Genomic DNA, 26,988 nt, shown 5'->3' with positions numbered 1-26,988 from the left:
TCAGAACGTACCGGGGAACGCCCCGCCATCAATCAGCAGGTTCTGCCCGGTGATGTATCCGGCATGGGCACTGCACAGGAACGCGCAATACGCGCCGAACTCCCCGGCATCACCAAAGCGCGCCGCTGGAATAGCCTTGCGCCGCGCCTGGGCCGTGGCCTGCACATCACCACCCGCCGCCTTCAAGGTCTTTTGCAGGCGCGCCGTGTCGAAGGCCCCTGGTAGCAGGTTGTTCAAGGTCACATTGCTACCCACCAGGCGCTGCTGCCTGGCGAGACCAGCAATAAAACCGGTCAGGCCACTGCGGGCGCCATTGGACAAACCCAGTATGTCGATCGGCGCCTTTACCGCGCCTGAGGTGATATTCACCACCCGCCCGAAACCGCGCTCGGCCATGCCATCTACCACCGCCTTGATCAGCTCGATGGGGGTGAGCATGTTGGCGTCCAGCGCCGTCAGCCAGTCTTCACGCCCCCAGTCACGGAAATCCCCCGGTGGCGGGCCGCCCGCGTTGTTGACCAGAATGTCGACCTGCGGGCAGGCCGCCAACAGCGCCTGACGCACCTCGGCATCGGTCACATCACCCGCTACGGTACGTACTTCGATACTTGGGCAAGCCGCGCGCAGCTCACTGGCCGTCTGCTCCAGTGTGGCCTGGGTGCGCGCATTGATGACCAGGTTGACGCCTTCTTTGCCCAGGGCCTCGGCACAGCCTTTGCCCAGGCCCTGGCTGGCCGCGCAGACAATGGCCCAGCGGCCGGTAATGCCTAGATCCATCCGGTTGCTCCTTGATGCAATGCGGTTAACAGGTTACTGGATCGGCGAGAACGCAGCAGGCATCAGCAGCTTGGACTCCATCCGCACCAGCATCGGGAATGCCACGGGGATGAAACGCTCCAGCCATTGTGCATCGCGGTACAACGCAGCACGGCGCTCGATGCGCTCGTCAAGGCTCTCGTAGGCCCAGATGTGCACCACCTGGTTCAGTTCGCCAATCTCGGTGTACCACCAGCCCACCAGCTTGGCGTAGCGCGAGATCACCGGCAAGCCTTCCTTTTCGAAGTGTTCGAGGTATTGCTTCATCTTGCCGATGTGCAGGGTGTAGGTACGCATTTCATAAAACATAGTCGTGGTTCCACTACAGGATCAGAGGGTGCCGTGGTAGGCGTCGGTAATCAGGCGCTCGACATCGCGTGCCGTGGTCAGCCGCGGGTTGACCAGCACGTTGCCGCTGCGCATCGAATCGCTGACCATCTGCGGCAGAAACGCCAGGTCCACGCCCAGCTCACGAATGGTGGCGGAAATACCGATGGCCTGGTTCAACGCCACCACCGCGTCCACGGCACGTGCCGCCGCCTGCTCCACGCAAAGCCCGGTCACATCAGCGCCCAGGGCTACGGCGATATCGCGGAATCGCTCCGGGCAGGCCGGCAGGTTGAACTTGATCACGTACGGCAGCAGCGCAGCGTTGGCGATGCCATGGGGGATGTTGAATACCCCTCCGAAGGTGTGGGAAATGGCGTGTACGTTGCCCAGCCTGGATTGCGAAAACGCCACACCCGCCAGGAACGAGCCCAGCAGCATCTGCTCGCGGGCTGCGATGTCGGTGCCGACGAAGTAGGTTTTTTCCAGGCTGCCTGCGATCAGGCGGATGGCTTGCAGGGCCATCGCCTGGCTGATCGGGTTGGCCTGACGCGACACATACGATTCGATGGCGTGGGTCAGCGCATCCATGCCAGTGGCAGCCGTGATGGCTGCGGGCAGTTTCAGGGTCAGAGCCGGGTCCAGGATGGCCAGGCGTGGGAACAGGCTCGGGCTGACGATTACCGTCTTGAACAGCGTGCGCTTGTTGGTGAACACGGTCGACGCCGTGCACTCGCTCCCCGTACCAGAAGTGGTCGGGATGGCGAAGATAGGTAGCGGCGGCTGGGTCAGCTTGTCGTAACCTTCGTAGTCGAGAATATTACCGGGGTTGGTGGCCATTGCCGCCACGCCCTTGGCGGTGTCGATGCTGCTGCCACCGCCCACGCCAATCACCGCTGTGCAGCCGCACTGCTTCAGCAGCGCCACGGCGGCATCCAGCACGTCGGTGCCGGGGTTGGCTTCAACGGCGCAGAACAGTTGGTAGTCGATGCCCGCCTGCTCCAGCGAGGCAAAGAAGCCCGCAAGGATGCCTGCGTCAAGCAAACCCTGGTCAGTGACCACCAGCAAGGGGCCGTCCACATAGGGCTTGAGCAGCGCACCCGCCTGGTCGGCAAGGCCCGCGCCGCATTTGGCAAGGGTGGGGAAGTGAAACTGAAATTGGCTCATGAGATGTCCTTGGGCAACTGCGTTGTTCTTGTTGTGCCCACCGTGGCGCTGGCGGGCCGTGCCGGAGCAATCTAGAGCGCGGGCCTGCACCGTCGATAATGAAAAGAGCTGATACGCCAATAACCAGTGCTTATCCCCGACCGGGGCAATAAGGCGGTGTTATTGGCGTATCAGCTCTTTTCATTACCCGCCCCATCGGCAGCGCTCCAACAATCGGCCTGCGTAGCCGCTACGCCTCCCGATAATCACAACAACGAGCTCCTGCGATGAAGACCTCACCCTCCCCGTCTGCCCTGGCGCTGCCCACGGCGGCCCCGATGACCACGGTGCGCTGGCGCATCTTCCTGATCCTGTTGCTGCTGACCGCCATCAATTACATCGACCGCGCCTCGCTGTCGGTGGCACTGCCGCTGATTGCCCCCGAATTCAACCTGACGCCGGCCATGGAGGGGCTGATGCTCAGTGCCTTCTTCTGGTCTTATGCCCTGATGCAAATCCCTGGTGGCATGCTGCTGGACCGTTTCCACACCCGTGGCATCATCGGTGCTGCCACCGTCGCCTGGGGGCTGTTCCAGGCGCTGGGGGCGGCCTCGCACAGCTGGCTGGTGCTGCTGCTGACACGCATCGGGCTGGGCGTGGCCGAATCGCCGATCATGCCCGCCGGTGCCAAGCTCAACGGCGCCTGGCTGACACCCAACGAGCGCGGCCGCGGTGCCGTGCTGGTGGATGGTGGCGCGCCGCTGGGCAGCGCACTGGGGGCGATCCTGATTTCCGGCCTGATCGCCTGGTTGGGCTCTTGGCGCCTGGCCTTTGTGGTGGCCGGGGTCGGCACCGTGCTGGCCGGCATCCTGGCGTACAGGTACATCCGCAACCACCCCAGCGAACACCCAGGGGTGAACGAGGCGGAACTGCGCCACATCACCGAAGGCAACGCCAGTGCCCATGCTGCAGCGGCCCAATCCAGCCTGCCGCTGCGCGAACTGCTGAAAGACCGCTCGATCTTTGCCATGTTCGCCGGCTACAGCTGCATCCTGGCCGTGTTCTACGGCCTGCTGACCTGGATGCCCAGCTACCTGCACAAGGCGCACGGCCTGAACATCTCGGCCATGGGCGGGGCAACCTTCCTGATCTTCATGTGCGGGTTTGTCGGCGAGCTGATCGGCGGCTGGATCGGTGATCGCTGGCGTGCCACCGGTGCCTCGCCAAACCTGGTAATGCGCAGCCTGTTCAGCGGCTCGGCCCTGGTGGCAGCGCTGTGCATCCTGGCGGCAGCCTACGTGGGCGAAACCGTTGCGGTGATCAGCCTGCTGTGCGTGGCGATGTTCTTCATTCGCTGGTGCGGGATGTACTGGTGCCTGCCGGCAATCATCGGAGGCCCGTCGCGCACCGGGGTACTGGGCGGTACGATGAATTTCTGCGGCAACATGGCCGGCGTGCTGGTGCCGATCGTCATAGGGCTGATCGTGCAGCTCACCGGAGACTACTTCTATGCGTTGATCTTCTTTGTCGCGGCAGCGGCATTGATTACGGTGTTTTCCAGCCTCATCGATTACCGCAAGCGGCAGTTCTAAGGCCGTATTGCAAGTTGCCTGTGGGAGCCGCGTAATGCTTCAACCTGCCGCGAGTTCATGCACCAACAACTGCGCCGCCGGTGACAGCGGTGCGGCAACCCGGTGCACGATGCCAAACGGTTCGCTCAAGGCCCGCAAGCGGACCGCCAGCGTTACCAGCAACCCGCGTTGCTCGGCAAAGGCCGCCACCGCACTGGGGATTACCGCCACCAGCGCAGGGTCATCCTCCAGCAGCATGAACGTGGCGAAGGTGGAGAAGGTTTCCAACGGATACCGCGGTACCTCCACCCCTGCCTCGCTCAACTCACGCTCCAGCGCCTGGCGCATGGGCATGTTGGCCGGGTAGACCACCCAGCGGTACGGGCTCAGGTCGCTGATATTCAGTGCCCCCGCCCCGGCCAGCGGGTGCTGGGGGTGCGCGACCACCGTCAGCGGCTCATGGGCCATTTCGACAAAGGCATAGTCTGCCGCATTGCGGCCCAGGCCCGGCCGGCAAATAGCCAGGTCGAGGCGCCCCTCGTCCAGTTGGGCGAGCAGGTTGGCGCTGGTGTTCTCGGCGATTTCCACTGCCAGCAGCGGCTGTTTGCGGCGCAAGCGCCCCAACGCACTGACCAGTATCGGCATGGCCCCCATGATGCTGCCTACCGCAAGCCGCCCACCCTGACCCTGAACGATACCCAGCACCTCTTCACGCAAGTGCCCCACGTCGCTGTGGATCAACCGCGCATAACGTACGACGCAACGGCCTACATCGTTGGCCACCAAGCCACTGGGCAAACGCTGGAACAGCGGCACACCCAGCACTTCCTCCACCTCCTGCAAGGCCTTGGTGGCCCCAGGCTGGGAAATGGCCATGGCTTCGGCCGCCTTGTGCAGCGAACCGCAGCGGTCCAGCTCGATAAGCAGGCGCAACTGGCGCAGGCGCAGGCGAGAAAAAATGGAATCCAGGGTGGGGATCATCAGGCAGGCTCGGCATAGGTCTTGTAATGCCGAGCACTATAGAGCGTCATCAACGGGTGATTTTTGAGTTTGCGGCAAATAACCTTTGCCGCAAGAACATGCATCCAACAGGTAGGTTATGGCGTTGGGCGCCGTGCCAGGCAGGCATAGCCCAGGGCCAGCACGCTAAATGCCAACACCCCCAGCAACACCATCAGCTCACGGCTGTAGCGGGCCACCGTGGCAGGAAAACCGATGACCTGGTGGTACACCTGCACATTGGCTACACCGTCGGCGTGGCTGATGCTGACCCCGCCTTGGCGGATCTGCGAAAAGTCGGCGTCGAAATACACCCATACCTTGCATGTACCACCAGGCTCGATGGCCGGGATATCTACCTGCGCGGTGGCGTTTTCCAGCAGCGTGTCGTTACCGGCAGCATCGCGCACTTGCACCAGCCCTTTGGCTGGCAAGCGAATGCGCACCTGGCGTACCTGGGCGTCGCCACTGTTGAGCAACTCGATGAGCAACCCCGTACGGTGATCGACCAGCCCGGCCTCGAACGGTTTGGCGAACAGCTGGGCATACGGTGCCTGGGCCATTTCGATCAGCCGCTCGACCTGGTCATGGCTCAACTCGCCCTGGTCGATGCTGTTGATACGCCCCTGCAACTGCTCGTACTTGAGCTGCTCGCTGGCCTTGCTGATACGCTCGCTGAACTGGCTGGGGTAAGTGAGGTAGGCATAGGTCAGTGACGCCTCCAGGCGCGGGTTGCCCCTGAGCAGCGCGTAGGCGGCCAACAGGACCATCAGGCCAATCAGCACGGCGACGAGAAGCTTCCCCACCTTGTCCCAGCTCAATGCATGCTTCCTTCTGTGGTGATACGCGATTCAAACCGCCCAAGGTTGCCAAGTTCGTGGCCCCCAGGCAAGCCTGGCTAGGCGTCACCTTCGCCTTCGCGCGCCTGACGCATCTGCAGCAACTGGCCATCGATCAGTGCCTTGGCCATGCCTGCCAGATAGAACGTGGCTTGCATCATCGCCTTGCGGTCACCTGGCCTGTCGATGGCCTTGCGGGTGATTTCGGTGATGCAACCCATGATGCTGGAAGCTTCCATCAGTGCGGTGCGCAATGGCAGCTGAGGTTTCATTTGCACCAGTTCGGCATTGGCATTGCCAAACCGGCTTGCCGCGCTCACGACATTGAGCTTGCTGCTGTTTTGGGGCGTGTCGTTGTCCATGTCCATTCCTCGGGGTTACGAGCGTGCCGAGACTAGGGGGCTGCCGGCGCGACCACAATGGCCAATGGGGTGGAAAGGGTTACTTTCGGAAATGGCCTACAAGAACCCGGCTGAAGGGGCGCTCGGTCGCTGATCTGCCCCTTGACCAGCCCCTGGGCAGTGGCGGACGATCAACTCCCCCTCTACAAGGACGAATACCATGCTACGGATACTGGGCCGAGCCTCTTCCATCAACGTGCGGAAAGTCCTGTGGGCCTGTGCCGAGTTCGAAGTCGCATTCGAGCGTGAAGACTGGGGCTCGGGCTTCCAGCCTACCGACCGTGCCGAGTTCCTTGCGCTTAACCCCAACGCCATGATCCCGGTGATCCAGGATGGCGACTTTACGCTGTGGGAGTCCAACAGCATCATCCGCTACCTGGCCAACCGCTACGGTGCCACTGCGTTCTACCCGAGCGAGGCGCAGGCACGGGCCAGGATCGACCAGTGGATCGACTGGCAGGCCTCGGACCTGAACCGCTCCTGGAGCTATGCATTCATGTCGCTGGTCAGGCATTCGCCCGCCCACCAGGACCCACAGGCGCTTGCCGCCGGCTGCGCCGAGTGGTCGCGTTACATGCACATCCTTGACCGCCAGCTGGCCAGCACCGGTGCCTATGTGGCCGGCAGCCAGTTCACCCTGGCCGACATCCCTATCGGCCTGTCGGTCAACCGCTGGTTCGAAACACCGTTCGAGCACCCGCACTTGCCGGCCGTACGTGATTACTACGAACGCCTGAGCGAGCGCCCGGCCTATCACCTGCATGGTCGCAACGGCACGCCCTAACAGCCAAAAGGAAGACGCCGGGGCTGCGTGCAGCCCCGGCGATACAGGCTTGTTACGCCGCAACCTGGCCCGCCACCATCCGACCACGCCAGGCAAACAGCAGCACCATCACCAGCCCCAACGCCGCCATCGCCGCGCCTGCCAGGGCAATCGCCGGGTAACCCAACCCTGCATTGATCACCGCGCCACCGAGCGCCGCGCCAATCGCATTGCCCAGGTTGAACGCGCCGATGTTCACCGCCGACGCCAGGTTGGGCGCATCCTTGGCCGCTTCCATCACCCGCATCTGCAACGGCGGCACCAGGGCAAAGCTGGCGGCACCCCAGACCAGCACCGCCAAAGCCGTCGGCAGTGGCCAGGCCAGAACCAGCGGAAACACCAGCAGCACCGCAATCAGCACCGCCAACGACAGGATCAGGGTGCGATCGATCGAACGGTCCGCTGCCTTGCCACCCCACACATTGCCCAGGGTCAAGCCAACCCCGAACAGCACCAGCATGACTGTCACGAAGGTGGTAGACGCCGCCGCCTCATTCTGCAGGATTGGCGCGATGTAGGTGAACACGGTAAACATTGCACTGGAACCCACCACGGTCAGCAGCAAGGCCGCCAATACCGGCCCGCGGCCCAACACGCGGATTTCTGCCATGGCGCCGTCACCCTTCGGCAATGCGACATTGGGCAGCGCATACCAGAGCGTGGTCATCGCCACCAGGCCAAGCCCGGCAATACCCCAGAACGCTGTGCGCCAGCCCAGCATTTCACCAAACCAGGTCGCCAGCGGCACCCCGCCGATGGTGGCCAGGGTCAAGCCCATGAACATCGCCGCCACGGCGCCAGCGCGCTTCTCGGGCGGCACCACACTGGCCGCAACGATCGAGCCGATGCCGAAAAATGCGCCGTGGTTCAACGAAGTGACCACGCGGGCCACCAGCAGGCTGGCGTAGTCACTGGCCAGCGCCGACATCAGGTTGCCCAAGGTGAAAATGGCCATCAGCCCGATCAACAGGTATCGTCGCGGGATCTTCACCGTGGCCAGGGTCATCAGCGGCGCGCCAATCAGCACACCGATGGCATAGGCACTGACCAACAGCCCTGCAGCAGGAATGGAAACGCCAAGGTCGGTGGCGATACTGGGCAACATGCCCATGGGGGCGAACTCGGTGACACCGATGCCGAAGGCACCGATGGCGAGTGCAACCAGAGGTGGATTGATACGCATGGCAAGCTCCTTATCTATGCCGCAAATGCTACAAACTGTTTAAAAAACGCACTAGACTGCGTTTTTGCGAATCACCTTTGCCTGCGAGACACAAATGGACTTCAGTGGAAGATCCGGAGAGATGGAGATTTTTGCCAGGGTGGCGCAAGAAGGCAGCCTGTCCGCCGCTGCCCGGGCACTGGGCCTGACACCTTCTGCCGTCAGCCGCATCCTCGCCCGTACCGAACAGCGCCTGGGCACGCGCCTGCTGCTTCGCACAACCCGGGCGATCACCCTCACCCCCGAGGGTGAGGCCTACCTGCGCGGTGCGCGACGGGTGCTGGCCGACATGCTGGAACTGGAGGACGCCATCACCGACCAAGGCGTGCCACGCGGCCGCTTGCGGGTAAGCGCGGCGCTGGGCCATGGCCGCCTGACCGTGGTGCCGCTGCTGGCAGCGTTCAGCGCGCGTTATCCTCAAGTGCTGGTCGACCTGACCCTCAGCGACGAGGTTGCCGATATTCTCGGCGGCCAGACCGACGTGGCGCTGCGCTTCGGCCACCTGCCAGACAGCTCATTGAGTGCGCGTGCCATTGGCGAAACCGGCCAGGTAGTGGTCGCCTCGCCCGAGTACCTGCAACGCTGCGGTACCCCATTGGTGCCAGAGGACCTGGCCCGGCACAACTGCCTGCGCTTCAACTTTCGCCGCGCCGCACCCGACTGGCCGTTTCGTCGCAATGGCGAAGTGTTTTCACTGAAGGTGACCGGCAATATCGAATGCAGCAGCGGTGAAGCCCTGGCACAACTGGCCAGGCTGGGGGCCGGCATAGCGCGCATCGGCACCTTCACCGTGGTCGATGACCTGGCCAGCGGGCAGCTGGTACCGCTGCTGGAGGCGTACAACCCTGACGATCGCGAGCCGATTCATGCGGTGTTCGTTGGCGGCTCGGCGATGCCGGCGCGGGTGCGGGTGTTTGTGGACTTTCTGGTAGAGCAGCTGTCTGGCAGCCGGCGCACGCTCCTATAGCGGTGCATTAACCAAGCACGTGCAGCCCCAGCGTGAACACCGCCACGGCCAAGGCCACCAACGACACGGCATGACGCTCCAGATACGCTGGCCAACCGTGCGCTTGCTGGCTTTCGCACTCACACTGGCGTTCGGCCAGGCTGGCCAACCGCGCCTCCACGCTGTCGACGCGGTCTGCCTGGGTATTGGTCGCCAGTGCGAGCTTCTTCAGCGCCGTGGTCACCGTGCTCGACAGGCCCTCCCTGGCCAGGTTGCCTTCTGCCAGTTGTTGCTGGTGCTGTTCAAGGCGCTTGCGGATAGCCCCTTCCTTCTGCACCCGGGCCAGGGTACTTGCCACAAGCTTCTGGTTCAGTGCATCGATACTGGCCTGCAACGTGCCTTGCTCGGAGGCCGGCTGAGGCGAAGCATCTGCCTGAGGGGTGCTTTCGATCACCTTGTCCACCGTCGGCTCCGCGAGCGGGGTCAAAGTGCTGTGTTCGTGTGGCTGGTTCATCAATACCTATCCGGATACAGCGGCAATGGGCGGAAAGCTATCAAAATGGCATCACCGGATCCACTGATGCGTCGCGCAATTGAGTGATTGGTCAGCATCTGAGATGCCTGACCGGCTTGCTCACAGCCAAGTAAAGCCTTCCGCATATGTCAACTAACCAGCCATATTTGGGCAAAACCACCCTTCTTCTGCCAACAACAGGCCGATTGCAGGCAAAGCCTTGCCAGAACGGCGCTGCATCCGAAGCGTGATGTCAAATTGCCTTGATTTTGCGTGCTGCCGTACCCAGGCAAGCCCCGAGGAACCTGCACCATTCTTTTACCTGTACAGGTAACCAATATCGACATGTATTAATAATAGACATATCGTCTCGCTTACCGGCTTGTTGCCACGTCCCAAGGAAACGTTAAATGGAAGCGCTGGAAATCTCCCTGCTGTGTGTCTGCGGCATCACCCTGCTGCTTGTATGCCTGCAATCCGTCCGCCAAGGCGAGATGTGGAACCTGTTGCAGAGCGACCGTGAACTGGAGCAAACCGCCCGCCTCCACAAACAGGAGAACAGCACATTGCACGCGGCCCTGCGCGCAGAGCGCGAACATGTGAGCCAGTTGCAGTACCAGATTCAAGTGCTGCTCGGGCTGACCCCGGAAGCCTGAGGGCTTTACACACAGCGTACGCGTACACTTGCCCCAGGCCACTTGCAGGAGCAGCTTCATGCCTTATCCCATTGAACAGAAACTCGTCATCGGCGTTGCCTCGAGTGCGCTGTTCGACCTCACCGTCTCGGACGACATCTACAAGACCCAAGGGGTCGAAGCCTACCGCCAGCACCAGGAAGACAACCTGGACGAACCGTTTCCCAGGGGAGTGGCGTTCCCGTTCATTCGCCGCTTCCTGAGCATCAACCAGGCCTTCCCCGACCAATTGCCAGTGGAAGTGGTGCTGCTCTCACGCAACTCGCCGGCAACCGGCCTGCGGGTGTTCCGCTCGATAAGCCACTACCAGCTGGACATTACCCGCGCGGCGTTCATGTCGGGCCGCTCGCCCTATGAATACATCCCGGCGTTCAATGCGTCGCTGTTCCTCAGTGCCAACGAAGAAGATGTGCAAAAGGCCATCGACGCCAACTACCCGGCCGGGCGGGTGCTGCCTACACGCATCTACGACGATGAAATAGACACAGAGCTGCGGGTGGCCTTCGACTTCGATGGCGTGATTGCCGACGATGAAGCAGAGAGCGTGTACAAGCGCAACGACAACCTGAACGACTTTCAGGAACATGAGCGCGTACACAAAGGCACCCCGCACTCGCCAGGGCCCTTGGCCGACTTGTACCGCAAACTTTCACTGATTCGCATGCTGGAGGATCGCAAGCTGGCAGAAGACCCAAACTACAAGCGGATTCTGCGCATTGCCATCGTCACGGCGCGCAACGCCCCCTCGCATGAGCGTGTGGTGACGACCTTGAAGGATTGGGGCGTGTCGCCGGATGAATGCTTCTTTCTAGGCGGGATGGAAAAGCCCAGGGTGCTGTCGATCCTCAAGCCGCATGTGTTCTTTGACGACCAGCGCTCTCACTTGCAATCGCCAGCCGGGAATCTGCCAATGGTGCATGTGCCATTCGGGGTGGCGAACAGGCACACGACGCCGAAGCTTTCTCACACAATCACAGCACCTGCTGAAACCCTGCAAGCTGATCATTCAGCGCAAGATAGCCAGTGACCTGGACGGGGCCGGCGTGGTGAGTGCGCTCGCGCCGGGTGCACTGTTGCAGCCCGGCCGAGGCAGTGCGTTCCATCGCGGGGTCAGCTTAGCGTGGGCCGCCGCCCTGATGGCCACCAAAGCCACCGCCACCGCCATGGCCACCCCCCCCATGACCACCGCCACCACCCGGCGGCATGAACATCCAGCAACCCGACAACGCGGATACCAGCGCCGCAACCAGGGCTGCGCGGAAAAGGTGTTTCGACTTCATTGGAACGCTCCACAAGGCTAGATCTGCCACCCACCGTGGGCCGGTACGGCAGCGGGCGGATTCTAGAGCGGCGGTGTGATGGCCCGGGGAATCTTTGCCTATCTTTACAATCTGCCCAGGCCCAGTGAGCGCCGGCACGACGCCCTTGACCCACGCCCTCGCACCACCGCATGCTCGAACGCTTCCACCCACGCTCAAGGAACGATTGCATGAAGCTGGAAACCCTCGCCGTCCATGCGGGCTTCAGCCCCGACCCGACCACCCGGGCGGTGGCCGTACCCATTTACCAGACCACCTCCTTCGCCTTCGACGACACCCAGCACGGTGCCGACCTGTTCGACCTGAAGGTGGCCGGCAACATCTACTCGCGCATCATGAACCCCACCAACGACGTGCTGGAGCAGCGCATGGCCGCCCTCGAAGGCGGGGTTGGCGCGCTGGCGGTGGCCTCGGGCATGGCAGCCATCACCTACGCCATCCAGACGGTCGCCGAGGCCGGCGACAACATTGTCTCGGTGGCCAAGCTGTACGGTGGTACCTACAACCTGCTGGCCCATACCCTGCCACGCATGGGCATCCATACCCGCTTCGCCGCCCATGACGACATCGCGGCCCTCGAAGCGTTGATCGACGCACGCACCAAGGCGGTGTTCTGCGAGTCCATCGGCAACCCTGCCGGCAATATCGTCGATATCGCCGCACTGGCCGAAGCCGCCCACCGCCATGGTGTGCCACTGATCGTCGACAACACCGTGGCCACTCCAGTGCTGTGCCGACCGTTCGAGCATGGCGCGGACATCGTCGTGCATTCGCTGACCAAGTACATCGGCGGCCACGGCACCAGCATCGGCGGCATCGTCATCGACTCCGGCAAGTTCCCTTGGGCGGACAACAAGGAACGTTTCGCCTTGCTAAATACGCCCGACCCTTCCTACCACGGCGTCACCTATACCGAAGCCTTCGGCCCCGCCGCCTTCATCGGCCGCTGCCGCGTGGTGCCGTTGCGCAACACCGGCGCCGCGCTGTCGCCGTTCAACGCCTTCCTGATCCTGCAAGGCCTGGAAACCTTGGCCCTGCGCATGGAACGCCACACCGAAAACGCGCTGAAGGTCGCCCTTTACCTGCAGGCTCACGAACAGGTGGCCTGGGTGAAGTACGCCGGGCTGCCCGACCACCCCGAGCATGAACTGGCCCAACGCTACACCGGTGGCAAGCCCGCTTCGATCTTGTCGTTTGGCATCAAGGGAGGCCAGGCGGCCGGTGCGCGCTTCATCGATGCGCTGCAACTGGTGGTGCGCCTGGTGAACATCGGCGACGCCAAGTCGCTGGCCTGCCACCCCGCCTCCACCACCCACCGCCAGCTCAACGATGAAGAGCTTGAAAAGGCCGGCGTGCCACGGGACATGGTGCGTTTGTCGATCGGCATCGAGCACAGCGACGACATCATCGCCGACCTGGCCCAGGCCCTGGAGGCCAGCCGCACCTGATTCATCCGCGCCCCACCCAATGCTGACGGCGGGCGCACCTTCACCGAGCCTGGACACCCCCGCAATGACCCTGTTCTACCTCAAGCTGATTGTCACGCCCCTGCTGATGTGGGCCATTTCCCTTGCCTCGCGGCGCTGGGGCGGCCTGCTGGGTGGGCTGCTGTCCGGCCTGCCGATCACCTCCGCGCTGGTGATGACCTTCCTGTGCCTGGAACAGGGCACGGCTTTCGCCTTGGGTGCATTGCCCGGCGCACTGGGCGGCCTGGCGGCAGTGCAAGCCACCTATATGTTTTACCTGTTGGCCACACGCAGGCTCGGCATCGCCCAGGCCGTGCCGCTGGCGTTGCTGTTTTACGGGCTGGCTGCCTATGCGTTTACGCACTGGGGCAACCTGTACCTGTCGATTGCCGTGGCGCTGGTGCTGATCGGCGTACTGATACGCGCCAGCGGTCAAGAGCCCAAACCCGATACCCTGGCCCGCCCCCGGCACCGGTACTGGGAGATCCCGCTGCGAATGGTATCTGCCACGTCCCTGCTGATGATCACCACTCGCCTGGCCAGCTGGCTGGGCCCGGCAACCAGCGGGATGCTGGCGCCGATTCCAGTGATTGCCTGGCCGCTGGTGGTGTTCGCCCATGTGCAGAATGGCCGGGCCGGCATGGCGGCCATGGTACGGGGCAATGCGATTGGGGCGGTGGGGGTGATTGCGTTTTACCTGGTGTTGGCCGCGTTGCTCGACACGTGGGGCGTTACCGTCGCCATCAGCCTGGCCATGCTCTGCGCCGTGGCGCTGACCGTCGGCCTGGCCACGGTACTGCGACGGCGCTGACAAGCCTGGGCGGGATGGTTCAGCACTGCTCGGTCGAACGGCCCGCTCTGCATCACGTAACGGCTGACACCGGGCGCGGGCCACGCACGCCCCACAGCCAGTAGCCCAAGGAGAGAAGGACCAACCAGCCAACCCCGACATACATGGCTGTGCGGCTCGCCGGGAACCAACCGAGCACACCAAAAATGAACACCATGAAGGCAATCGCGCAAGCTGGCCCTACGGGCCACAGTGGCACCCGATAATCCAGTGCAGCAGCCTCTTCCTTGCTCATGCCACGCCGCATGGCCACCTGAGACAACAGGATCATCAACCAGACCCACACAATCGAGAACGTGACCACCGCAGCGAGTATCAGGAACAAGTCTTCCGGCACCAGGTAGTTCAGTACCACACCCAGCAGTAGCGCGACTCCCATCACCGCGACCGTCATCCACGGCACCCCAAACCGCGACAGTGAGGCGAAACCAGCGGGGGCCTGGCCGTTCTGCGCCATGCCGTACATCATGCGCCCGGCGCTGAAGATATCGCTATTGATTGCTGAAACAGCCGCTGAAATCACCACGATGTTCAACACGGTTGCCGCTGAGCTGATGCCAAGGCCACTGAAGATCTGAACGAACGGGCTACCGTGGCTGCCGATACTGGTCCATGGGTAAATGGCCATGAGTACGAACAGCGTAAGGATGTAGAACAACAGGATACGCAGCGGCACTGAATTGATGGCCTTTGGCAGCACACGCTTAGGGTCCCTCGCCTCACCTGCGGTGATGCCGATCATCTCGACCCCGCCAAAGGCGAACATCACCACGGTGAAGGACGCAATCATCCCGCTGATGCCATTGGGGAAGAACCCGCCATGGCTCCATAGATTGGAAACGCCGGCAACCGTGCCTGCCTCCTCATTCAACTGGATACCCATCAGCAGCACAGCCCCACCTGCCACAATCATGGCAACGATAGCGGTCACCTTCAGCAGCGACAGCCAGAACTCCATCTCCCCGAACACTTTCACACTGCACAGGTTAAGCGCCCCGATAAACAACACAATCCCGAGCACCCAGATCCACGCAGGTGTTTCAGGGAACCACAGCCCCATGTAAACACCAAACGCCGTCACGTCTGCCAGGCACACCACCAGCATCGAGAACGCATAGCTCCAGCCTGTCAGAAAGCCAAAGTAGCGCCCCAGGTATTGGCTGGCATAGTGGCCAAAAGAACCGGATACCGGGTTATGAACCGCCATTTCACCAAGGGCGCGCATCATCATGTAAATGGCTGCACCGCCGATTAGATAAGCAAGTAAAACCGAAGGCCCTGCCAGTTTTATTGCCGACGCCGAGCCATAAAACAGGCCCGTCCCAATTGCAGAGCCTAACGCCATGAAACGAATATGCCGGGTAGAGAGACCCCGCTTCAGCTGATGCGAAGATTGAGCGTTCATAGATACCTTCTTGCTTTTATTATCAGGTCCGCACAACGCTGATGCCGTGCGGTTTTATCAGGCACGCATTTCTACATTCATCAAGCCCGTGGCCACAGCACCGGGAACAGCTCATGGTCCATTTGGGCGCCGCTGGCCAGTTGCGTTTCAAGGCCGGGAAACGGTGGCGAGGTTTTCCACTGGCGCGGTGCGTGGGTGATGTCGTCACCCAGGAAGCGAACCGAGAAGGCACGACGCCGACGATTGCCCCCGACACCGCCGGAGGCGTGCAAGGTGAGCATGTGGAAGAACACGGCGTCGCCTGGGGAGAGGTCCCAGCCGAGGATATTCCAGGCGCTGCGATCGGCCTCTATATCCGGCAAATCCGCAAGGCTGCCTTCCGGGAACCACTGCGCCTGGCTGTCGAGGAAGCTGCGTGGCATCAGCCACGGCCCAAGGTGCGAGCCCCCCACGAATTCAAGGGTGGACGCTCTTGAGACCGGGTCGACCGGCATCCACATGCTGCAGTTCTGGCGCCCGTCGATGTTGTAATAGGGCTGGTCCTGATGCCAAGGCGTGCGCTGGCGCGTGTTCGGCTCTTTCACCAACAGGTGGTCGTGATAAAGCCGGGCTGTTTCGCTGCTCATCAGTTGTGCAGCCACACTGCCCACCCGGCTCTCGAAGATGAACTGGCGATAAGCCGCGATATCGCGCCAGTTGCAGAAGTCTTCGAAAAACCAACCCGGGTCGTCCGGGCGGCTGGCCACTTTGGCGCGCTCGCTTGGCGCTTTCAGGTTCTGTTCAATGCCGGCCTCCAGCAGTGCAACTTCTTCCGGCGTGAATAAATGACGTACGCAAACAGCACCATCACGCTGAAAAGCCTCGATGGTTTCATCACTGAGTTGAAATTCGGCGGACTGTTTCATAACGCACCCTTTGGTCTTTTTATTGGGCAACAGCACCACTGCCAGTGTTTTAAGTGGAACAAGCAAGGTGCACAGCGAGTATTGCTTTTTGGCACCAATAGGAAAAGAATATATTTCCTAATCCCGAGTATAGGAAAACATGATAGGTTTCTCGTTCAGGCAGCTTGAGTACTTCGTCGCCGTGGCCGAACACGGCAGCATCAGCGCTGCGGCGAGAGCCAGGCACGTTTCGCAGCCTTCGGTTTCGGTTGCGATTGCCCAGCTTGAAGAGGCGCTGAACGAGCGGCTTTTCCGGCGTCAGGTCAGTCGCGGGCTGGAGCTGACGTCTGCAGGCACGCGCTTGCTAGCCCAGGCACGCGATATCATCGGCATGGCCATCGCCATGAACCAGAACGCAGATACCCCCCAAGGCTCGCTTCGCGGCAACCTGTCGCTTATCTGCTTTCAAGACCTGGGCCCCTACTACGCGCCACGCCTGCTATCGAGCTTTCGCAAGCAGTATCCCGATGTCGAGGTCACCCTGTTCGAGACAGACCTGGCAGGCGTGCACCGCCACCTGAGCGCCGGTAAAGCCGAGCTCGCGCTGACGTACGACATAGGCCTTGATCCTTTGCTGCCGCGCCAGGTGCTGGCTGAGCTGAAACCTTACGCGCTCATCGCCACAGACCACCGCCTGGCCCACCTGGCTGCGATACCGCTGCATGAACTGGCGCAGGAATGCCTGATTCTTGAGGACATCGCTCAAACGCGTGAGTATTTCCTTTCACTGTTTTGGGCGCATAACCTGCAACCGCGTAGCCAGCAATACACCCAGACCTTTGAAATGCAGCGGGGCCTGGTCGCGCATGGCTACGGCGTTGCCCTGTCTTGCACCCGGCCCTCCGGGGACCACTGCTATGACGGCACACCGTTGTTATGCCGGCCCTTGCTGGAAGCGGTATCCCCGCAAAAAGTGGTGTTGGCCCAATCAGGCATGATGCACCCATCGCCGGTAGCGGAGACGTTCAAGGGTTGGGTTGCTAAGGCGATAGCAGGCTCCGCTACAGACAACCCCGCCCACTGATCAAAACACCGACCAGCCAATCCGCGAACTCAGCAACTCCAGCGCCGCCATCCCGGCGAGGGAGTTGCCTGCCGCATTCAACTCCGGCGACCACACGCACACCGTGAATTGCCCCGGCACGATCGCCACAATCCCGCCCCCCACGCCACTCTTGCCAGGCAACCCCACCCGATAGGCGAAGTTCCCTGCTTCGTCATACAGCCCGCTGGTGGCCATGATCGAGTTCACCTGTTGCGTCTGGCGTCGGGTCAGAATCTGCTCACCGCTGTGCTTGCAGAACCCATCGTTGGCCAGGAAGCAGAACGCCCGGGCCAGATCCAGGCAGTTCATTTGCAGCGCGCAGTAACTGAAATAACTGCGCAGCACAGCCTCCACCTCGTTATGGAAGTTGCCAAAGGACTGCATCAGGTAAGCCATGGCTGCGTTGCGCGCGCGGAATTGATATTCAGAATCCGCAACACGGGCATCGATAGAGATGTGGGGGTTGCCCGAGAGCCGTCGGACGAAATCGCGCATCGACAACGTGGGTGCTGCAAAGCGCGACTGGTTGATATCACAGATCACCAACGCACCCGCATTGATAAAGGGGTTGCGCGGGCGACCGCGCTCGAACTCCAGCTGCACCAGCGAGTTGAACGGCTGCCCCGAGGGCTCATGGCCAAGCCGCTCCCAAATGGCTTCACCCGAGTGTCCAATCGCCTGAACCAGGCTGAACACCTTGGAAATACTCTGCACCGAAAATGGCACCAGGGCGTCGCCCGCGCAGTGATAGCTGCCGTCATTGCCATAGACTGCGATGCCCAACTGGTTCGCCGGCACATCGGCCAGCGCGGGAATGTAATCCGCCACTTTGCCCTTGCCGATCAAGGGACGTACTTCTTCAAGAATCTCGTTCAACAGCGTTTGCATGGAAGGCCCTGTATCAGTCCCCAGACGACGGCTAAGGGGTAGCCTTCTTGACGAAGGTCGAGCGGAAGAAATCACACACTCGGCAAGAAATGCCGCTCTACCCGGCAGCCCATGGCTCGATGCCATAACCTATGCTGTGGTTGCTTCGACGGTATAGAGAACGTGCCACCGCCAGGTGCAGTGGCCGCTAACCAAGGAATGGAGGACCAACGATGCCAGCTTGCCCCATACCCGCTGACGAAGTGCTTCGCCAGCGCACACTCGATGACATGAACCTGGTCGATACACCCGCCGAGCACTACCTCGATACCTTGGTACGGCTCACCCAGGACCTGGCCCATGTGGACACCGTGCTTATCAGCCTCATCGACCAGGACCGGCAGTGGTTCAAGGCGCGGATAGGGCTTGAGGCAAGTGAGACGACGCGCAGTGTTTCCTTCTGCGGCTACGCCATTCTCGGCGACGATACCTTGATGATCCCCGATGCCATGTGCGATACGCGATTCGTCGACAATCCGCTCGTGCTCAACGCGCCCTATATCCGCTTTTACGCCGGCCACCCCTTGCGCGCCGGCAACGGCAAAGCCATCGGTACGCTGTGCATGTTCGACCCCCAGCCACGCGTGCTCAGCGAGGCCCAACAAGCGAACTTCAGGGACCTGGCCACGCTCGCCGAGGGGTATCTGCAACTGCGCACCCTGGCACAGGTGAACCGCGACCTGCGCCTTGAAATGGATCGCGAGCAGCGCAAAGCCCTGCTCGACCCTTTGACACAACTCTGGAACCGCGGCGCGTTGTCGGCGTTTGAAGCACATGAACGGCGCCTGGCCGAGGTGAACGGCTTACAGTTGGGGGCGGTTTATGCTGACCTGGATCATTTCAAAGCCATCAACGACAAGTACGGCCATGGCGGTGGTGACAAGGTGCTGTGCGAAACTGCCCGCCGCCTGCGCGCTGCACTGCGCCCCGATGACCTGCTCGTGCGCCATGGGGGTGAGGAATTCGTCGCGATTTTGCAGGTCAAGGACAGCGAAGAACTGCAGCGGATTGCTGAGCGCATTCGGGAACAGGTGGGTGCAGGGGCGATGCAGTTGCCCAGTGGTCAATTGAAGGTGAGCCTGAGCATAGGGTGCACCCTGTTTGCCAATGGTGAAACGCTGGATAATGCACTGGAGCGCGCCGATAAGGGGCTCTATACCGCCAAACAGAACGGGCGTGACCGGGTTGTTTATGTAGCGCCGCCTTGTTGAGACGAGCACGATCCGGGCTGTGTGGCGGTATGCTCGCCCTGTTTGTACTGGCAACGACCAAGGCGAGCGCCAGCCACCGTTGTACTCGCTTATTGGGCGTACTTCCTGGCCCCGGCCACACAGATCACAGCCCCCAGCGTCACCACCAGCATCAACCAGCTGACCTGCTCGTGCAGCAGCAACGCCGCCAGCCCAAGCCCCATGAACGGCTGAAACAGTTGCAGTTGCCCGACTGCCGCAATACCACCCTGGACCAGCCCCCGGTACCAGAACACGAAGCCAATCAGCATGCTGAACAGCGAAACGTAGCCAAAGCTGAACCACGCCGGCGCACTTACCTTGGCAAAGGCATCAGGTGCCGGAAAATTAACGACCGTCAGCAGCAGCATGAACGGCAACGCCACCAGCAATGCCCAGCTGATCACCTGCCACCCGCCCAATGTGCGCGACAGCCGCGCCCCTTCTGCATACCCCAGGCCACACACAACCACCGCTGCCGTCATCAGCAGGTCGCCTACCAACGACCCTTCGCCGCCATTCATCAACGCATAGCCCGCGACCAGCCCGGCCCCCATGAACGAGAACAGCCAGAACAACGGCCGAGGCCGCTCACCGCCCCGCAAAACGGCAAACCCAGCGGTGCACAGCGGCAGCAGCCCGACAAAAACAATGGAATGGGCAGAGGTGACATGCTGGAGCGCCAGTGCCGTCAGCAGCGGGAACCCGATGACAACGCCCAGCGCTGTTACCGCCAATGACGCCAAGTCACCTCGCTTCGGCCGAGGCTGGCGCAGCACGATCAAGAACAGCGCACCCAACAAGGCGGCAATGGTGGCCCTGGCACAGGTCAGAAACGTCGGTTCAAAGTCCGCCACGGCCACGCGGGTTGCCGGCAACGAGCCCGCAAAAATTGCGACGCCTATGAAGCCGTTGACCCACCCGCTTGTTGTTCTTTCCATCATTCATTCCTCGATAAGCCAGGCGTAAGTACATCACTGACGGGCTCACCCAGGCCATGTACAATCCAATACAGTTCAACCGAACTGTTATGCACATTAATCCAGCACAGTTGAGGGCGCGATGAAACGCAGCGGCACGCGAATTCGAACGGTCATGGCCGAGATCCAGTCCAGGATCGCCTCTCGCACCTACACACCCGGCGCAAGAATCCCATCCGTCCGCGCCATGGCCCAGGCCATGCAGGTGTCGGTTTCTACCGTGCTTGAGGCCTATGAACGGTTAATGGCCGAGGGTGTACTCAGCTCTCGCCCCGGCTCCGGCTTTTACGTCGCAGGGCCAGTGGCGCCATTGGCACTGACCGAACTTGGCCCCAAGCTGGATCGTGTCGTCGACCCGCTGTGGATCTCGCGCCAATCGCTTGAAACCTCCCTCGATGCGTTGAAACCCGGTTGCGGGTGGCTACCGCCTTCCTGGATGTACGAAGCGGGTGTGCGTAAAGCGCTTCGCATGGTTGCCCGTTCTGACGCGTCAAAACTGACGGAGTACGCTTCACCGCTTGGCTATCCACCGCTCCGGCAGTTCTTGTCGCGACGGCTGGCAGGCATCGGGGTCGAAGCCCCACCTGAACAGATCATGCTCACCGAGTCCGGCACCCACGCCATCGACCTGATTTGTCGTTTTCTGCTGGAACCGGGCGACACGGTGCTGGTGGACGACCCCTGCTATTTCAACTTTCACGCACTGCTGAAAGCACACCGGGTGAACGTTGTGGGCGTGCCCTACACGCCGACCGGCCCGGACATCGATGCATTCGGCGCTGCCCTGCTCGCGCATGCGCCCCGGTTGTACATTACAAATTCCGGCATCCACAACCCGACCGGTGCCACCCTGTCGCCGGTCACGGCACACAGGCTGCTGAAGCTGGCCGACACCTCCAACCTGGTGATTGTCGAGGACGACATTTTCGGCGATTTCGAACATACGCCCGCGCCACGCCTGTCTGCATTCGATGGCCTCTCACGGGTCATCCAGATCGGCAGCTTTTCCAAAACCATCTCCGCTTCAATCCGCTGCGGCTACATCGCTGCGCGCGGTGAATGGATCGAGGGCCTGGTCGACCTCAAGATTGCGACCACCTTCGGCGGTGGGCGACTGGCGGCGGACATCATCCACCACGCGATTACCGATAGCGGGTACCGAAAGCACATGGAGAGCGTGCGCCTTCGGTTGGCCGAGCAAATGGACAAAACGGTAGCCAGGCTTCAGGCGATTGGTATCAAACCCTGGATCATTCCCCAGGCTGGCCTGTACGCCTGGTGCCAGCTGCCGCAAGGCAAGGATGCCGCAACGCTGGCCAGGGCTTGTTTGAATGAAGGCGTGGTGCTGGCGCCCGGGAATGCCTTTAGCCAGTCCATGACTGCGGGGGATTTTCTGCGGTTCAACGTTGCGCAGTCGGGGGACGCCAGAATCTTCGAAGTGTTGAAACGGGCCTTGAGCGCTTAGTCACGGGCGCCATCCTGCGCCCCGGGCCAGGTAACAGCCTGCGCTACGATCACATCTTTGCCATTGAACGTGAGCGCAGGCCCGCCATGGAGTTGGTACCCCAGCTTCAGGGCATCACTGACCCTGTGGCAAAAAGAAGCGTCATCGGGGCCAGTCAGCACCCGGTAAATCGGCAGCCCATCCGGTGGTTGAGTCATCTGTTCCATCCTTGCAGAAGTGTGTGTGTGTTTTCCAAGCGTACTATTAACTGCCAAGCCACGCCCTGGGCGCCAAGCGCGCCCCAAAACCTACCCTTGAAACTGGAAACTGAAGAAAAAGTCGGCATAATCCCCAGATCTCAAGATTTTGTGAGCCCAGTGAAGAAAATCTCATCGCTCACGATCAAACAGAAGGAAATGTGCATGCGGGCAGCCGGATATTCGCTACTACACAACAGGCTGCAGTTAACCGCGGTGCCGCTAAACCGCCCGGCAAGGGTGCAGCCGGTCACCCGAATCAAAGTAATCGACCGCATGCTTGCAGTGCCCCAAAAGCTCGCTCCTGCCGAGGACGACCTACTGGGGCATGTGCTTTTCGCACTGAAACATGAAGGTACCAACCTTTCGATTCTCGCCCAAGCGTTACCACAAATCCCTGCTGAGCATTTTCTGGAAGCGCTGCGGGCATCGCCCAACGGCGTTTATATCCGTAAGGCCTGCTACCTGAGGGAAGCCTTCACTGGCGCAGAAATCGTGCAGCCCTCGCCAGTGCGCGGTGCATTCATTCCGCTGTTCGATCCGCAGCAATACATTACACGGCCGGGCGAACGTAACTCCAAGTGGCGGGTGGAGTTCAATGGCTTGGGAGACCTGACCTACTGCGCCACCGTCGAGCGAACGCCAGAGGTCTCAGCGCTGCTGGCGCATGACATTCTGGGCAAAGCCAAGGTGTTCATCGAGTCGCTGCCACCGGTGATGATGGACCGGGCGATCAACTGGGCATACTTGCACGAAACCCAAGACTCGTTCGCCATCGAGAAAGAAGCGCCAACAGAAGATAAATCCCGCCGCTTTATCCAGCTTCTGCGCCAGGCCCATGAGCGCCAACCGTTGACCGAGGACTACCTGGTCACGCTGCAAAACGCCACCGTGGCCAACCCTCTGGACCTGGCCGCAGCGTTCCGGCATGAGCAGAACCACCTGAGCAACGGCATGCACGGCGCTGCCGGCGTAACCTACGTGCCCCCTGCTCCCGAATTGTGCCGCGAGCTGATGGAAAGCCTGATGCGCTTTGCCAATGAAGCCCCAAGCCAGGTCGATCCGCTGGTTGTTGCTGGCATCATCTCTTTTGGTTTCGTGTTCCTGCACCCATTCATGGATGGCAATGGTCGCTTGTCGCGTTTCTTGATTCACCAGGCCTTGTGCCATTCAGGGGCGCTTGAGAACGGCCTGCTACTGCCTGTTTCGGTCGCCATGAAACGAGAAGAACACCGTTATCTGGAAACGCTACAGGCATTTTCCAGACCGGTGCGGGAGTTTTGGCGTGTGAACTGGATCGATTACGAACAGTTCAGCTTTGAGTTCAAGGGCGCGGATGCTGTGTATCGGTTTTGGGACGCAACGCCCAGCGTGGTGTTCACTTGCCTGATGGCAAAACGTGCGCTGGAAGTTGAGCTGCGTGATGAGACCGCCTTTCTGGAAAGCTATGACGCCGTCTACAAGGCCGTGGATGAGCGATTCGATGTTCGCGGCAGCGACCTCGCGAACCTGGTGATGATGTGCCTGAGCAATGGCGGCGTCGTATCCAACAATCGGCGCAAGCAATACCTGTACAGGGTGCCTGAAGCAGTGTTCGGCTTTATCGAGATGACGACACAGCAGGTGCTTGCTGCCAAACGTGCAGCGATGGAAGCGCATCAGGATGAAGAATCAGGAGCAGATGATAAGTACTGACCTGCACAGCCACCGCGCAGCAGCTTGCTTCTCGGGCAAGCACTTTGCAGAGGCACACCAAAACTCACAGAGGCTCACGCACCTCTGCCGGCAGTTCCAGTCCCGACCTCATCCATAAAGTCCGCAAGATACGCCTGAAGCCTTGCATGTCGCTCAGCCGCAAGGCGAGCCCCTTCGCGGGTTTTAAAGCCTGAAGCGAGCTTGAGCAGCTTGGTATGGAAGTGCTCGATCGCATACGTCGTATCCTGATATTCCCGGCCCAATGCAGTGGGGTTCTCAAAATCGTACAGCGCCGCCCCCATGCGCCCGGATACGTAAAAGCACCGGGCGATACCCACTGCGCCGATGGCGTCCAGGCGATCACTGTCCTGAAGAATCCTGGCCTCAAGGGTGAGTGGTTCGAAGCCAGCCGAGTAGCTGTGGGTTTTGATTGCATGCGCCACCTGTTCGATCCGCTGCATGGGCCATCCCATGCCAGCCAGGATTGACATCGCCTTCTCTGCCGACAGCGTTGACGCCTGCCCGCGCAAGGACGAGTTCTTTTCTACTGCGACACAATCATGCAGCAGAGCCGCTGCAAGCAGCACTTCCAGGTCGCCGCCTTCTACGCGCTGTATCCGTTGCGCGTTGACCCACACGCGATGGATGTGGGACAGGTCGTGGGAGCCGTCTGGGTGGTCAGCGGGTAAATGCTTCAGCAGGTCAGCGGCCAAGCGCTGGAAAGGGGCGAAAACTTCGTTAGTCATCGTGGGTACATTCCACTTTCATCGTGAGACTTCAAATCGACATTACCCCACCCGTTTGCAAACAAGGCGAACCGCATGGTGCGCCTGGTATGCCCAAGCTTGAACGTGTTCGCTGGCATACGGGACGGGTGGGCCGGGCTTGCGCTGCAAAACCAATAAGGTACCCGCCAACTTTCAAACCTTGCGATCACGGCCGCATCAGAGGCTCGATCCCGATCCATTTCTTGACTGGGTGATAGCACAACTGCAACGGCGGAATCTCCACCTTCCGCCCCTCTACACGCAGGCTGCCCAAGTGAATGGTCCACTTGGAATCGGCGTTCAGCTTGTCCGTCTGGAAGATTACATAAGCCGAGCCGTAGCGTTTGTTGTTGGTGAGCTTGGGAATGTGCCGGTGCACTTCATCGCTGTTGATGTCGTACGGCGATGGCCTGGCAGCCCGCTCGGTCACAGACGGGAAGTCGTAGATATCGTTGAGGCCCACGTACACCTCGGGCCGTGCATTCAGGCGCGAGCCGTCTTCAAAGGTGATGTAGGCCTGGCGGCTGTCGTAGAACACCGGGATTGGCGGCTCGCCACGTTTGGAATCGGTCGACGGGCGCTGGCGGTCCTTGTTGTAGGCGATCATCTGCACGAAGAATTCCGGACGTGGGTATTCCTCGCCCGGGTATTGCACGTGCAGACCTTGCTCGTAGCGCTTTTCACCCCATTGGGCGGCGTGGTCGTAGAGGTAGGTTTCCAGATAGAGGGTGGTTTCGCCTTTTGGGCCTGGGACTTTGAACTGGAATTCGGAATCGCAGAGGTCCGCGTAGGCGGCGCGTTCGCGCTTCCAGGGGAGACAGGCGGTTAGTGAGGCGGTGGCCAGCAGGAGCAGGAGGGAGGTGGTGCGTTTGAGGTTGATCATGACCTGCCTTGGTCTGGGTGCGAGAGGGGCAGTTTCAGGGGATGGGGGGAGGAAGTCCATGGTGACCGTTTGACATCATCGCGGAATGGCTGGATACGGGGTGAGGGAGTGGCTTGCTTTTTGAGAGCGTTGACGCGTTGACTGAGCAGCGAGCGCTGCAGATTTTGACGGCTAACGCGGGAAAAAATCAGAAAAAAGCGCTTCCTTGTAGGGCATTTCCCAAAGATACTCCCAGCGCCTGATTTTCGTTGCGGTCGCTTTTTCAGCGTTCTAGTCTCGGTCCCGTCGTTGCGCATCAACGACTAGCTTTGACAGGCTGACTGACGACCAAACACGCGGCTTTGCCTATGGCGGCTGTGTGTGGGGCACCTCGTGTGCGCCGGTTTGGTCTTCACCGGTCTGTCAACCCATACACGGCTGCCACCACTTGTTTGACAGCAAGCGCTGGTCGCTCCATTGAGGACCAAAAAATGCTGAAGATCGTTCCTGATCCACCCCACAAAACTCTCTGCCTTGAAGACACTTTGATCCAAGCCACGGATTACGCGTTATGCGCCGCGACCGTCGTGCATCAGGCAATGCTTCTGCAGCCCAAGTCACCTGCATCGATCCTGATGATGGCCTCGATGCATGAACTGGAGACGCTGCGAGCTTTGCTTGAGACCGCGTTGGTTCAGCTACAGATGCCCGGTGTGCCGAGAACGTCGCACTGAGACCTAACTGATTGTGTCGCCTGGGCTCGGCGCTTCACTGGCAAGCCAGGCCCTCACAATGCTCTGTGCTACGCCGCAGACCTTGGCACTGGTACAGCAGCTGTGAGGGATTGCTGGCGATGACGCTAGCCCAGGCCCTAGAGATTTCGGGGAGATTGAACCATGTCTACAGAAGAAACCAAATTCACCGTCGGCAAAACCACCTTCTACCAAGGGGAAAACCAGACGCATCCCCTCTTCCGCATCGAAGCCGGCATTCCTTGCCAGAGCGCGCGTGAACAGGCTTCGGAGCTAATGGGCTATGCTCGGGATATGACTTTGGACGGCTTGATGGAAGACAAACCGCAGTTGATCTGGGCATCCCACTATCTCTGCGCATTAGCCAAGGCGCTAATGGATGATGCCGAGCTGGGCATGATGCGCTGAATTGCCGACTCTTCAACGGATGTCTTCGAGGCCTAATTCAAATCCGGGTCTCGGAGGCGATCAGATATGGACTGCTTTACCCTCCCAGATCCAGCTTCATCATCTGAAACAGCAAGGTTGAACCTAAATGCACTGAGTTGGAGAACCATGCCCCGCTCAGGGACAAATGGCCTACGTCAGCGCTACCCATGGCATGGCCGGGAAACCGTCTGACGCAAAACGACCGCTGGATGCTGGCAACTCGGAGCCGGCCTGAACTGGAAACCTACGACAGATCGGTGCATTTTCAAATCAAACGCTATCGGCGCCCTGGGCTCATACCTTTCAAGAACAGAAGCA

29 protein-coding genes are annotated in these 26,988 nt (G+C 60.9%); 13 read left to right on the top strand and 16 right to left on the bottom strand.

The window, feature by feature from the left end; genetic code table 11:
- Genes A0O30_RS12930 through A0O30_RS12920 form a run of 3 tightly spaced genes read right to left on the bottom strand, consistent with a single transcriptional unit; the run spans position 1 to position 2,310 of the window.
- A complete protein-coding gene (locus A0O30_RS12930) occupies positions 1-777 on the bottom strand; it encodes an SDR family oxidoreductase (protein WP_105946756.1) in 777 nt (258 codons plus the stop codon).
- A gap of 33 nt (positions 778-810) precedes the next feature.
- Complete coding sequence (locus A0O30_RS12925) at positions 811-1,125, bottom strand: NIPSNAP family protein (protein WP_105946755.1); 315 nt, start codon at positions 1,123-1,125, stop codon at positions 811-813.
- 21 nt (positions 1,126-1,146) lie between these two features.
- The gene (locus tag A0O30_RS12920; protein WP_105946754.1) at positions 1,147-2,310 is read right to left on the bottom strand and encodes an iron-containing alcohol dehydrogenase; all 1,164 of its coding nucleotides are present in this window, start codon (positions 2,308-2,310) and stop codon (positions 1,147-1,149) included.
- Positions 2,311-2,576: 266 nt separating this feature from the next.
- On the opposite strand from A0O30_RS12920, the gene A0O30_RS12915 reads away from it, so the two are divergent.
- On the top strand, positions 2,577-3,881 hold the full coding sequence (locus A0O30_RS12915; RefSeq protein WP_105946753.1) for an MFS transporter: 1,305 nt from the start codon (positions 2,577-2,579) through the stop codon (positions 3,879-3,881).
- A gap of 39 nt (positions 3,882-3,920) precedes the next feature.
- Here the strand turns inward: A0O30_RS12915 and A0O30_RS12910 are convergent, their stop codons facing one another.
- From A0O30_RS12910 to A0O30_RS12900, 3 genes are all read right to left on the bottom strand, one after another.
- Positions 3,921-4,841, bottom strand: a complete 921-nt coding sequence (locus A0O30_RS12910) for a LysR family transcriptional regulator (RefSeq protein WP_105946752.1) — start codon at positions 4,839-4,841, stop codon at positions 3,921-3,923.
- Positions 4,842-4,957: 116 nt separating this feature from the next.
- Positions 4,958-5,680 (bottom strand): hypothetical protein, encoded by a 723-nt coding sequence (locus tag A0O30_RS12905; RefSeq protein WP_105946751.1) that lies wholly within the window; start codon positions 5,678-5,680, stop codon positions 4,958-4,960.
- 77 nt (positions 5,681-5,757) lie between these two features.
- Positions 5,758-6,060, bottom strand: a complete 303-nt coding sequence (locus A0O30_RS12900; RefSeq protein WP_060497247.1) for a DUF3077 domain-containing protein — start codon at positions 6,058-6,060, stop codon at positions 5,758-5,760.
- A gap of 199 nt (positions 6,061-6,259) precedes the next feature.
- Here A0O30_RS12900 and A0O30_RS12895 point away from each other — a divergent pair, with 199 nt between their 5' ends.
- Positions 6,260-6,883 carry a glutathione S-transferase family protein gene (locus tag A0O30_RS12895; protein ID WP_060497248.1) on the top strand — a complete coding sequence of 208 codons (624 nt, stop codon included), beginning with the start codon at positions 6,260-6,262 and terminating at the stop codon, positions 6,881-6,883.
- 52 nt (positions 6,884-6,935) lie between these two features.
- Here A0O30_RS12895 and A0O30_RS12890 read toward each other — a convergent pair whose 3' ends face one another.
- A complete protein-coding gene (locus A0O30_RS12890; protein ID WP_105946750.1) occupies positions 6,936-8,105 on the bottom strand; it encodes an MFS transporter in 1,170 nt (389 codons plus the stop codon).
- Positions 8,106-8,199: 94 nt separating this feature from the next.
- Between A0O30_RS12890 and A0O30_RS12885 the strand changes: the two genes are divergently transcribed.
- Positions 8,200-9,111, top strand: a complete 912-nt coding sequence (locus tag A0O30_RS12885) for a LysR family transcriptional regulator (RefSeq protein WP_105946749.1) — start codon at positions 8,200-8,202, stop codon at positions 9,109-9,111.
- A 7-nt stretch (positions 9,112-9,118) separates the two neighbouring features.
- Here A0O30_RS12885 and A0O30_RS12880 read toward each other — a convergent pair whose 3' ends face one another.
- Entirely contained in the window at positions 9,119-9,604 is a 486-nt protein-coding gene (locus A0O30_RS12880) for a hypothetical protein (protein ID WP_105946748.1), read from the bottom strand.
- 410 nt (positions 9,605-10,014) lie between these two features.
- Here A0O30_RS12880 and A0O30_RS12875 point away from each other — a divergent pair, with 410 nt between their 5' ends.
- A complete protein-coding gene (locus tag A0O30_RS12875) occupies positions 10,015-10,260 on the top strand; it encodes a hypothetical protein (RefSeq protein ID WP_060497252.1) in 246 nt (81 codons plus the stop codon).
- Between the two features lie 58 nt (positions 10,261-10,318).
- Positions 10,319-11,326 (top strand): 5'-nucleotidase, encoded by a 1,008-nt coding sequence (locus A0O30_RS12870; protein WP_105946747.1) that lies wholly within the window; start codon positions 10,319-10,321, stop codon positions 11,324-11,326.
- Between the two features lie 88 nt (positions 11,327-11,414).
- On the opposite strand, the gene A0O30_RS27860 is transcribed toward A0O30_RS12870, so the two are convergent.
- On the bottom strand, positions 11,415-11,579 hold the full coding sequence (locus A0O30_RS27860; protein ID WP_177410275.1) for a hypothetical protein: 165 nt from the start codon (positions 11,577-11,579) through the stop codon (positions 11,415-11,417).
- Positions 11,580-11,788: 209 nt separating this feature from the next.
- Between A0O30_RS27860 and A0O30_RS12865 the strand changes: the two genes are divergently transcribed.
- Positions 11,789-13,066, top strand: coding sequence for a bifunctional O-acetylhomoserine aminocarboxypropyltransferase/cysteine synthase (locus A0O30_RS12865; RefSeq protein WP_105946746.1), 1,278 nt, complete (start codon positions 11,789-11,791; stop codon positions 13,064-13,066).
- Positions 13,067-13,130: 64 nt separating this feature from the next.
- Complete coding sequence (locus A0O30_RS12860; RefSeq protein ID WP_105946745.1) at positions 13,131-13,895, top strand: hypothetical protein; 765 nt, start codon at positions 13,131-13,133, stop codon at positions 13,893-13,895.
- 52 nt (positions 13,896-13,947) lie between these two features.
- Here A0O30_RS12860 and A0O30_RS12855 read toward each other — a convergent pair whose 3' ends face one another.
- Positions 13,948-15,339 (bottom strand): amino acid permease, encoded by a 1,392-nt coding sequence (locus tag A0O30_RS12855; RefSeq protein WP_105946744.1) that lies wholly within the window; start codon positions 15,337-15,339, stop codon positions 13,948-13,950.
- Positions 15,340-15,419: 80 nt separating this feature from the next.
- Positions 15,420-16,244: a phytanoyl-CoA dioxygenase family protein gene (locus A0O30_RS12850; RefSeq protein ID WP_105946743.1), complete on the bottom strand. Its 825-nt coding sequence runs from the start codon at positions 16,242-16,244 to the stop codon at positions 15,420-15,422.
- Positions 16,245-16,383: 139 nt separating this feature from the next.
- Between A0O30_RS12850 and A0O30_RS12845 the strand changes: the two genes are divergently transcribed.
- On the top strand, positions 16,384-17,307 hold the full coding sequence (locus tag A0O30_RS12845) for a LysR family transcriptional regulator (protein WP_105946742.1): 924 nt from the start codon (positions 16,384-16,386) through the stop codon (positions 17,305-17,307).
- On the opposite strand, the gene glsB is transcribed toward A0O30_RS12845, so the two are convergent.
- Positions 17,308-18,216 carry a glutaminase B gene (gene glsB, locus A0O30_RS12840; RefSeq protein ID WP_016711224.1) on the bottom strand — a complete coding sequence of 303 codons (909 nt, stop codon included), beginning with the start codon at positions 18,214-18,216 and terminating at the stop codon, positions 17,308-17,310.
- 212 nt (positions 18,217-18,428) lie between these two features.
- Between glsB and A0O30_RS12835 the strand changes: the two genes are divergently transcribed.
- Entirely contained in the window at positions 18,429-19,466 is a 1,038-nt protein-coding gene (locus A0O30_RS12835; protein WP_105946741.1) for a sensor domain-containing diguanylate cyclase, read from the top strand.
- Positions 19,467-19,555: 89 nt separating this feature from the next.
- On the opposite strand, the gene A0O30_RS12830 is transcribed toward A0O30_RS12835, so the two are convergent.
- Positions 19,556-20,425 carry a DMT family transporter gene (locus A0O30_RS12830; protein ID WP_105946740.1) on the bottom strand — a complete coding sequence of 290 codons (870 nt, stop codon included), beginning with the start codon at positions 20,423-20,425 and terminating at the stop codon, positions 19,556-19,558.
- 121 nt (positions 20,426-20,546) lie between these two features.
- Here A0O30_RS12830 and A0O30_RS12825 point away from each other — a divergent pair, with 121 nt between their 5' ends.
- Positions 20,547-21,929, top strand: coding sequence for a PLP-dependent aminotransferase family protein (locus A0O30_RS12825; RefSeq protein WP_105946739.1), 1,383 nt, complete (start codon positions 20,547-20,549; stop codon positions 21,927-21,929).
- Here A0O30_RS12825 and A0O30_RS12820 read toward each other — a convergent pair.
- Positions 21,926-22,126 carry a DUF1737 domain-containing protein gene (locus A0O30_RS12820; protein WP_105946738.1) on the bottom strand — a complete coding sequence of 67 codons (201 nt, stop codon included), beginning with the start codon at positions 22,124-22,126 and terminating at the stop codon, positions 21,926-21,928. The genes A0O30_RS12825 and A0O30_RS12820 overlap by 4 nt on opposite strands.
- A 204-nt stretch (positions 22,127-22,330) precedes the next feature.
- Here A0O30_RS12820 and A0O30_RS12815 point away from each other — a divergent pair, with 204 nt between their 5' ends.
- The gene (locus tag A0O30_RS12815) at positions 22,331-23,860 is read left to right on the top strand and encodes a Fic family protein (RefSeq protein ID WP_105946737.1); all 1,530 of its coding nucleotides are present in this window, start codon (positions 22,331-22,333) and stop codon (positions 23,858-23,860) included.
- 74 nt (positions 23,861-23,934) lie between these two features.
- On the opposite strand, the gene A0O30_RS12810 is transcribed toward A0O30_RS12815, so the two are convergent.
- Together A0O30_RS12810 and A0O30_RS12805 are read right to left on the bottom strand one after the other, a co-directional pair.
- Positions 23,935-24,606 (bottom strand): HD domain-containing protein, encoded by a 672-nt coding sequence (locus A0O30_RS12810; protein ID WP_105946736.1) that lies wholly within the window; start codon positions 24,604-24,606, stop codon positions 23,935-23,937.
- 187 nt (positions 24,607-24,793) lie between these two features.
- A complete protein-coding gene (locus A0O30_RS12805) occupies positions 24,794-25,510 on the bottom strand; it encodes a hypothetical protein (protein WP_105946735.1) in 717 nt (238 codons plus the stop codon).
- A 470-nt stretch (positions 25,511-25,980) separates the two neighbouring features.
- On the opposite strand from A0O30_RS12805, the gene A0O30_RS12800 reads away from it, so the two are divergent.
- Together A0O30_RS12800 and A0O30_RS12795 are read left to right on the top strand one after the other, a co-directional pair.
- A complete protein-coding gene (locus A0O30_RS12800; protein ID WP_105946734.1) occupies positions 25,981-26,223 on the top strand; it encodes a hypothetical protein in 243 nt (80 codons plus the stop codon).
- A gap of 162 nt (positions 26,224-26,385) precedes the next feature.
- On the top strand, positions 26,386-26,649 hold the full coding sequence (locus tag A0O30_RS12795) for a DUF3077 domain-containing protein (RefSeq protein WP_003250694.1): 264 nt from the start codon (positions 26,386-26,388) through the stop codon (positions 26,647-26,649).
- Positions 26,650-26,988: the final 339 nt, after the last annotated feature.

The sequence above is a fragment of the Pseudomonas sp. LLC-1 genome (genome assembly GCF_002992185.1).
Taxonomy (GTDB): Bacteria; Pseudomonadota; Gammaproteobacteria; order Pseudomonadales; family Pseudomonadaceae; genus Aquipseudomonas; species Aquipseudomonas monteilii.
Note: the sequence above shows the minus strand (reverse complement) of the source record. Positions and strands in the feature narration are given on the sequence as shown.

Coding starts and splice junctions, on each gene's coding strand:
- A0O30_RS12930 (WP_105946756.1), bottom strand. CDS start 777: ATGGATCTAGGCATTACCGGCCGCTGGGCCATTGTCTGCGCGGCCAGC.
- A0O30_RS12925 (WP_105946755.1), bottom strand. CDS start 1,125: ATGTTTTATGAAATGCGTACCTACACCCTGCACATCGGCAAGATGAAG.
- A0O30_RS12920 (WP_105946754.1), bottom strand. CDS start 2,310: ATGAGCCAATTTCAGTTTCACTTCCCCACCCTTGCCAAATGCGGCGCG.
- A0O30_RS12915 (WP_105946753.1), top strand. CDS start 2,577: ATGAAGACCTCACCCTCCCCGTCTGCCCTGGCGCTGCCCACGGCGGCC.
- A0O30_RS12910 (WP_105946752.1), bottom strand. CDS start 4,841: ATGATCCCCACCCTGGATTCCATTTTTTCTCGCCTGCGCCTGCGCCAG.
- A0O30_RS12900 (WP_060497247.1), bottom strand. CDS start 6,060: ATGGACAACGACACGCCCCAAAACAGCAGCAAGCTCAATGTCGTGAGC.
- A0O30_RS12895 (WP_060497248.1), top strand. CDS start 6,260: ATGCTACGGATACTGGGCCGAGCCTCTTCCATCAACGTGCGGAAAGTC.
- A0O30_RS12890 (WP_105946750.1), bottom strand. CDS start 8,105: ATGCGTATCAATCCACCTCTGGTTGCACTCGCCATCGGTGCCTTCGGC.
- A0O30_RS12885 (WP_105946749.1), top strand. CDS start 8,200: ATGGACTTCAGTGGAAGATCCGGAGAGATGGAGATTTTTGCCAGGGTG.
- A0O30_RS12880 (WP_105946748.1), bottom strand. CDS start 9,604: ATGAACCAGCCACACGAACACAGCACTTTGACCCCGCTCGCGGAGCCG.
- A0O30_RS12875 (WP_060497252.1), top strand. CDS start 10,015: ATGGAAGCGCTGGAAATCTCCCTGCTGTGTGTCTGCGGCATCACCCTG.
- A0O30_RS12870 (WP_105946747.1), top strand. CDS start 10,319: ATGCCTTATCCCATTGAACAGAAACTCGTCATCGGCGTTGCCTCGAGT.
- A0O30_RS27860 (WP_177410275.1), bottom strand. CDS start 11,579: ATGAAGTCGAAACACCTTTTCCGCGCAGCCCTGGTTGCGGCGCTGGTA.
- A0O30_RS12865 (WP_105946746.1), top strand. CDS start 11,789: ATGAAGCTGGAAACCCTCGCCGTCCATGCGGGCTTCAGCCCCGACCCG.
- A0O30_RS12860 (WP_105946745.1), top strand. CDS start 13,131: ATGACCCTGTTCTACCTCAAGCTGATTGTCACGCCCCTGCTGATGTGG.
- A0O30_RS12855 (WP_105946744.1), bottom strand. CDS start 15,339: ATGAACGCTCAATCTTCGCATCAGCTGAAGCGGGGTCTCTCTACCCGG.
- A0O30_RS12850 (WP_105946743.1), bottom strand. CDS start 16,244: ATGAAACAGTCCGCCGAATTTCAACTCAGTGATGAAACCATCGAGGCT.
- A0O30_RS12845 (WP_105946742.1), top strand. CDS start 16,384: ATGATAGGTTTCTCGTTCAGGCAGCTTGAGTACTTCGTCGCCGTGGCC.
- glsB (WP_016711224.1), bottom strand. CDS start 18,216: ATGCAAACGCTGTTGAACGAGATTCTTGAAGAAGTACGTCCCTTGATC.
- A0O30_RS12835 (WP_105946741.1), top strand. CDS start 18,429: ATGCCAGCTTGCCCCATACCCGCTGACGAAGTGCTTCGCCAGCGCACA.
- A0O30_RS12830 (WP_105946740.1), bottom strand. CDS start 20,425: ATGGAAAGAACAACAAGCGGGTGGGTCAACGGCTTCATAGGCGTCGCA.
- A0O30_RS12825 (WP_105946739.1), top strand. CDS start 20,547: ATGAAACGCAGCGGCACGCGAATTCGAACGGTCATGGCCGAGATCCAG.
- A0O30_RS12820 (WP_105946738.1), bottom strand. CDS start 22,126: ATGACTCAACCACCGGATGGGCTGCCGATTTACCGGGTGCTGACTGGC.
- A0O30_RS12815 (WP_105946737.1), top strand. CDS start 22,331: ATGCGGGCAGCCGGATATTCGCTACTACACAACAGGCTGCAGTTAACC.
- A0O30_RS12810 (WP_105946736.1), bottom strand. CDS start 24,606: ATGACTAACGAAGTTTTCGCCCCTTTCCAGCGCTTGGCCGCTGACCTG.
- A0O30_RS12805 (WP_105946735.1), bottom strand. CDS start 25,510: ATGATCAACCTCAAACGCACCACCTCCCTCCTGCTCCTGCTGGCCACC.
- A0O30_RS12800 (WP_105946734.1), top strand. CDS start 25,981: ATGCTGAAGATCGTTCCTGATCCACCCCACAAAACTCTCTGCCTTGAA.
- A0O30_RS12795 (WP_003250694.1), top strand. CDS start 26,386: ATGTCTACAGAAGAAACCAAATTCACCGTCGGCAAAACCACCTTCTAC.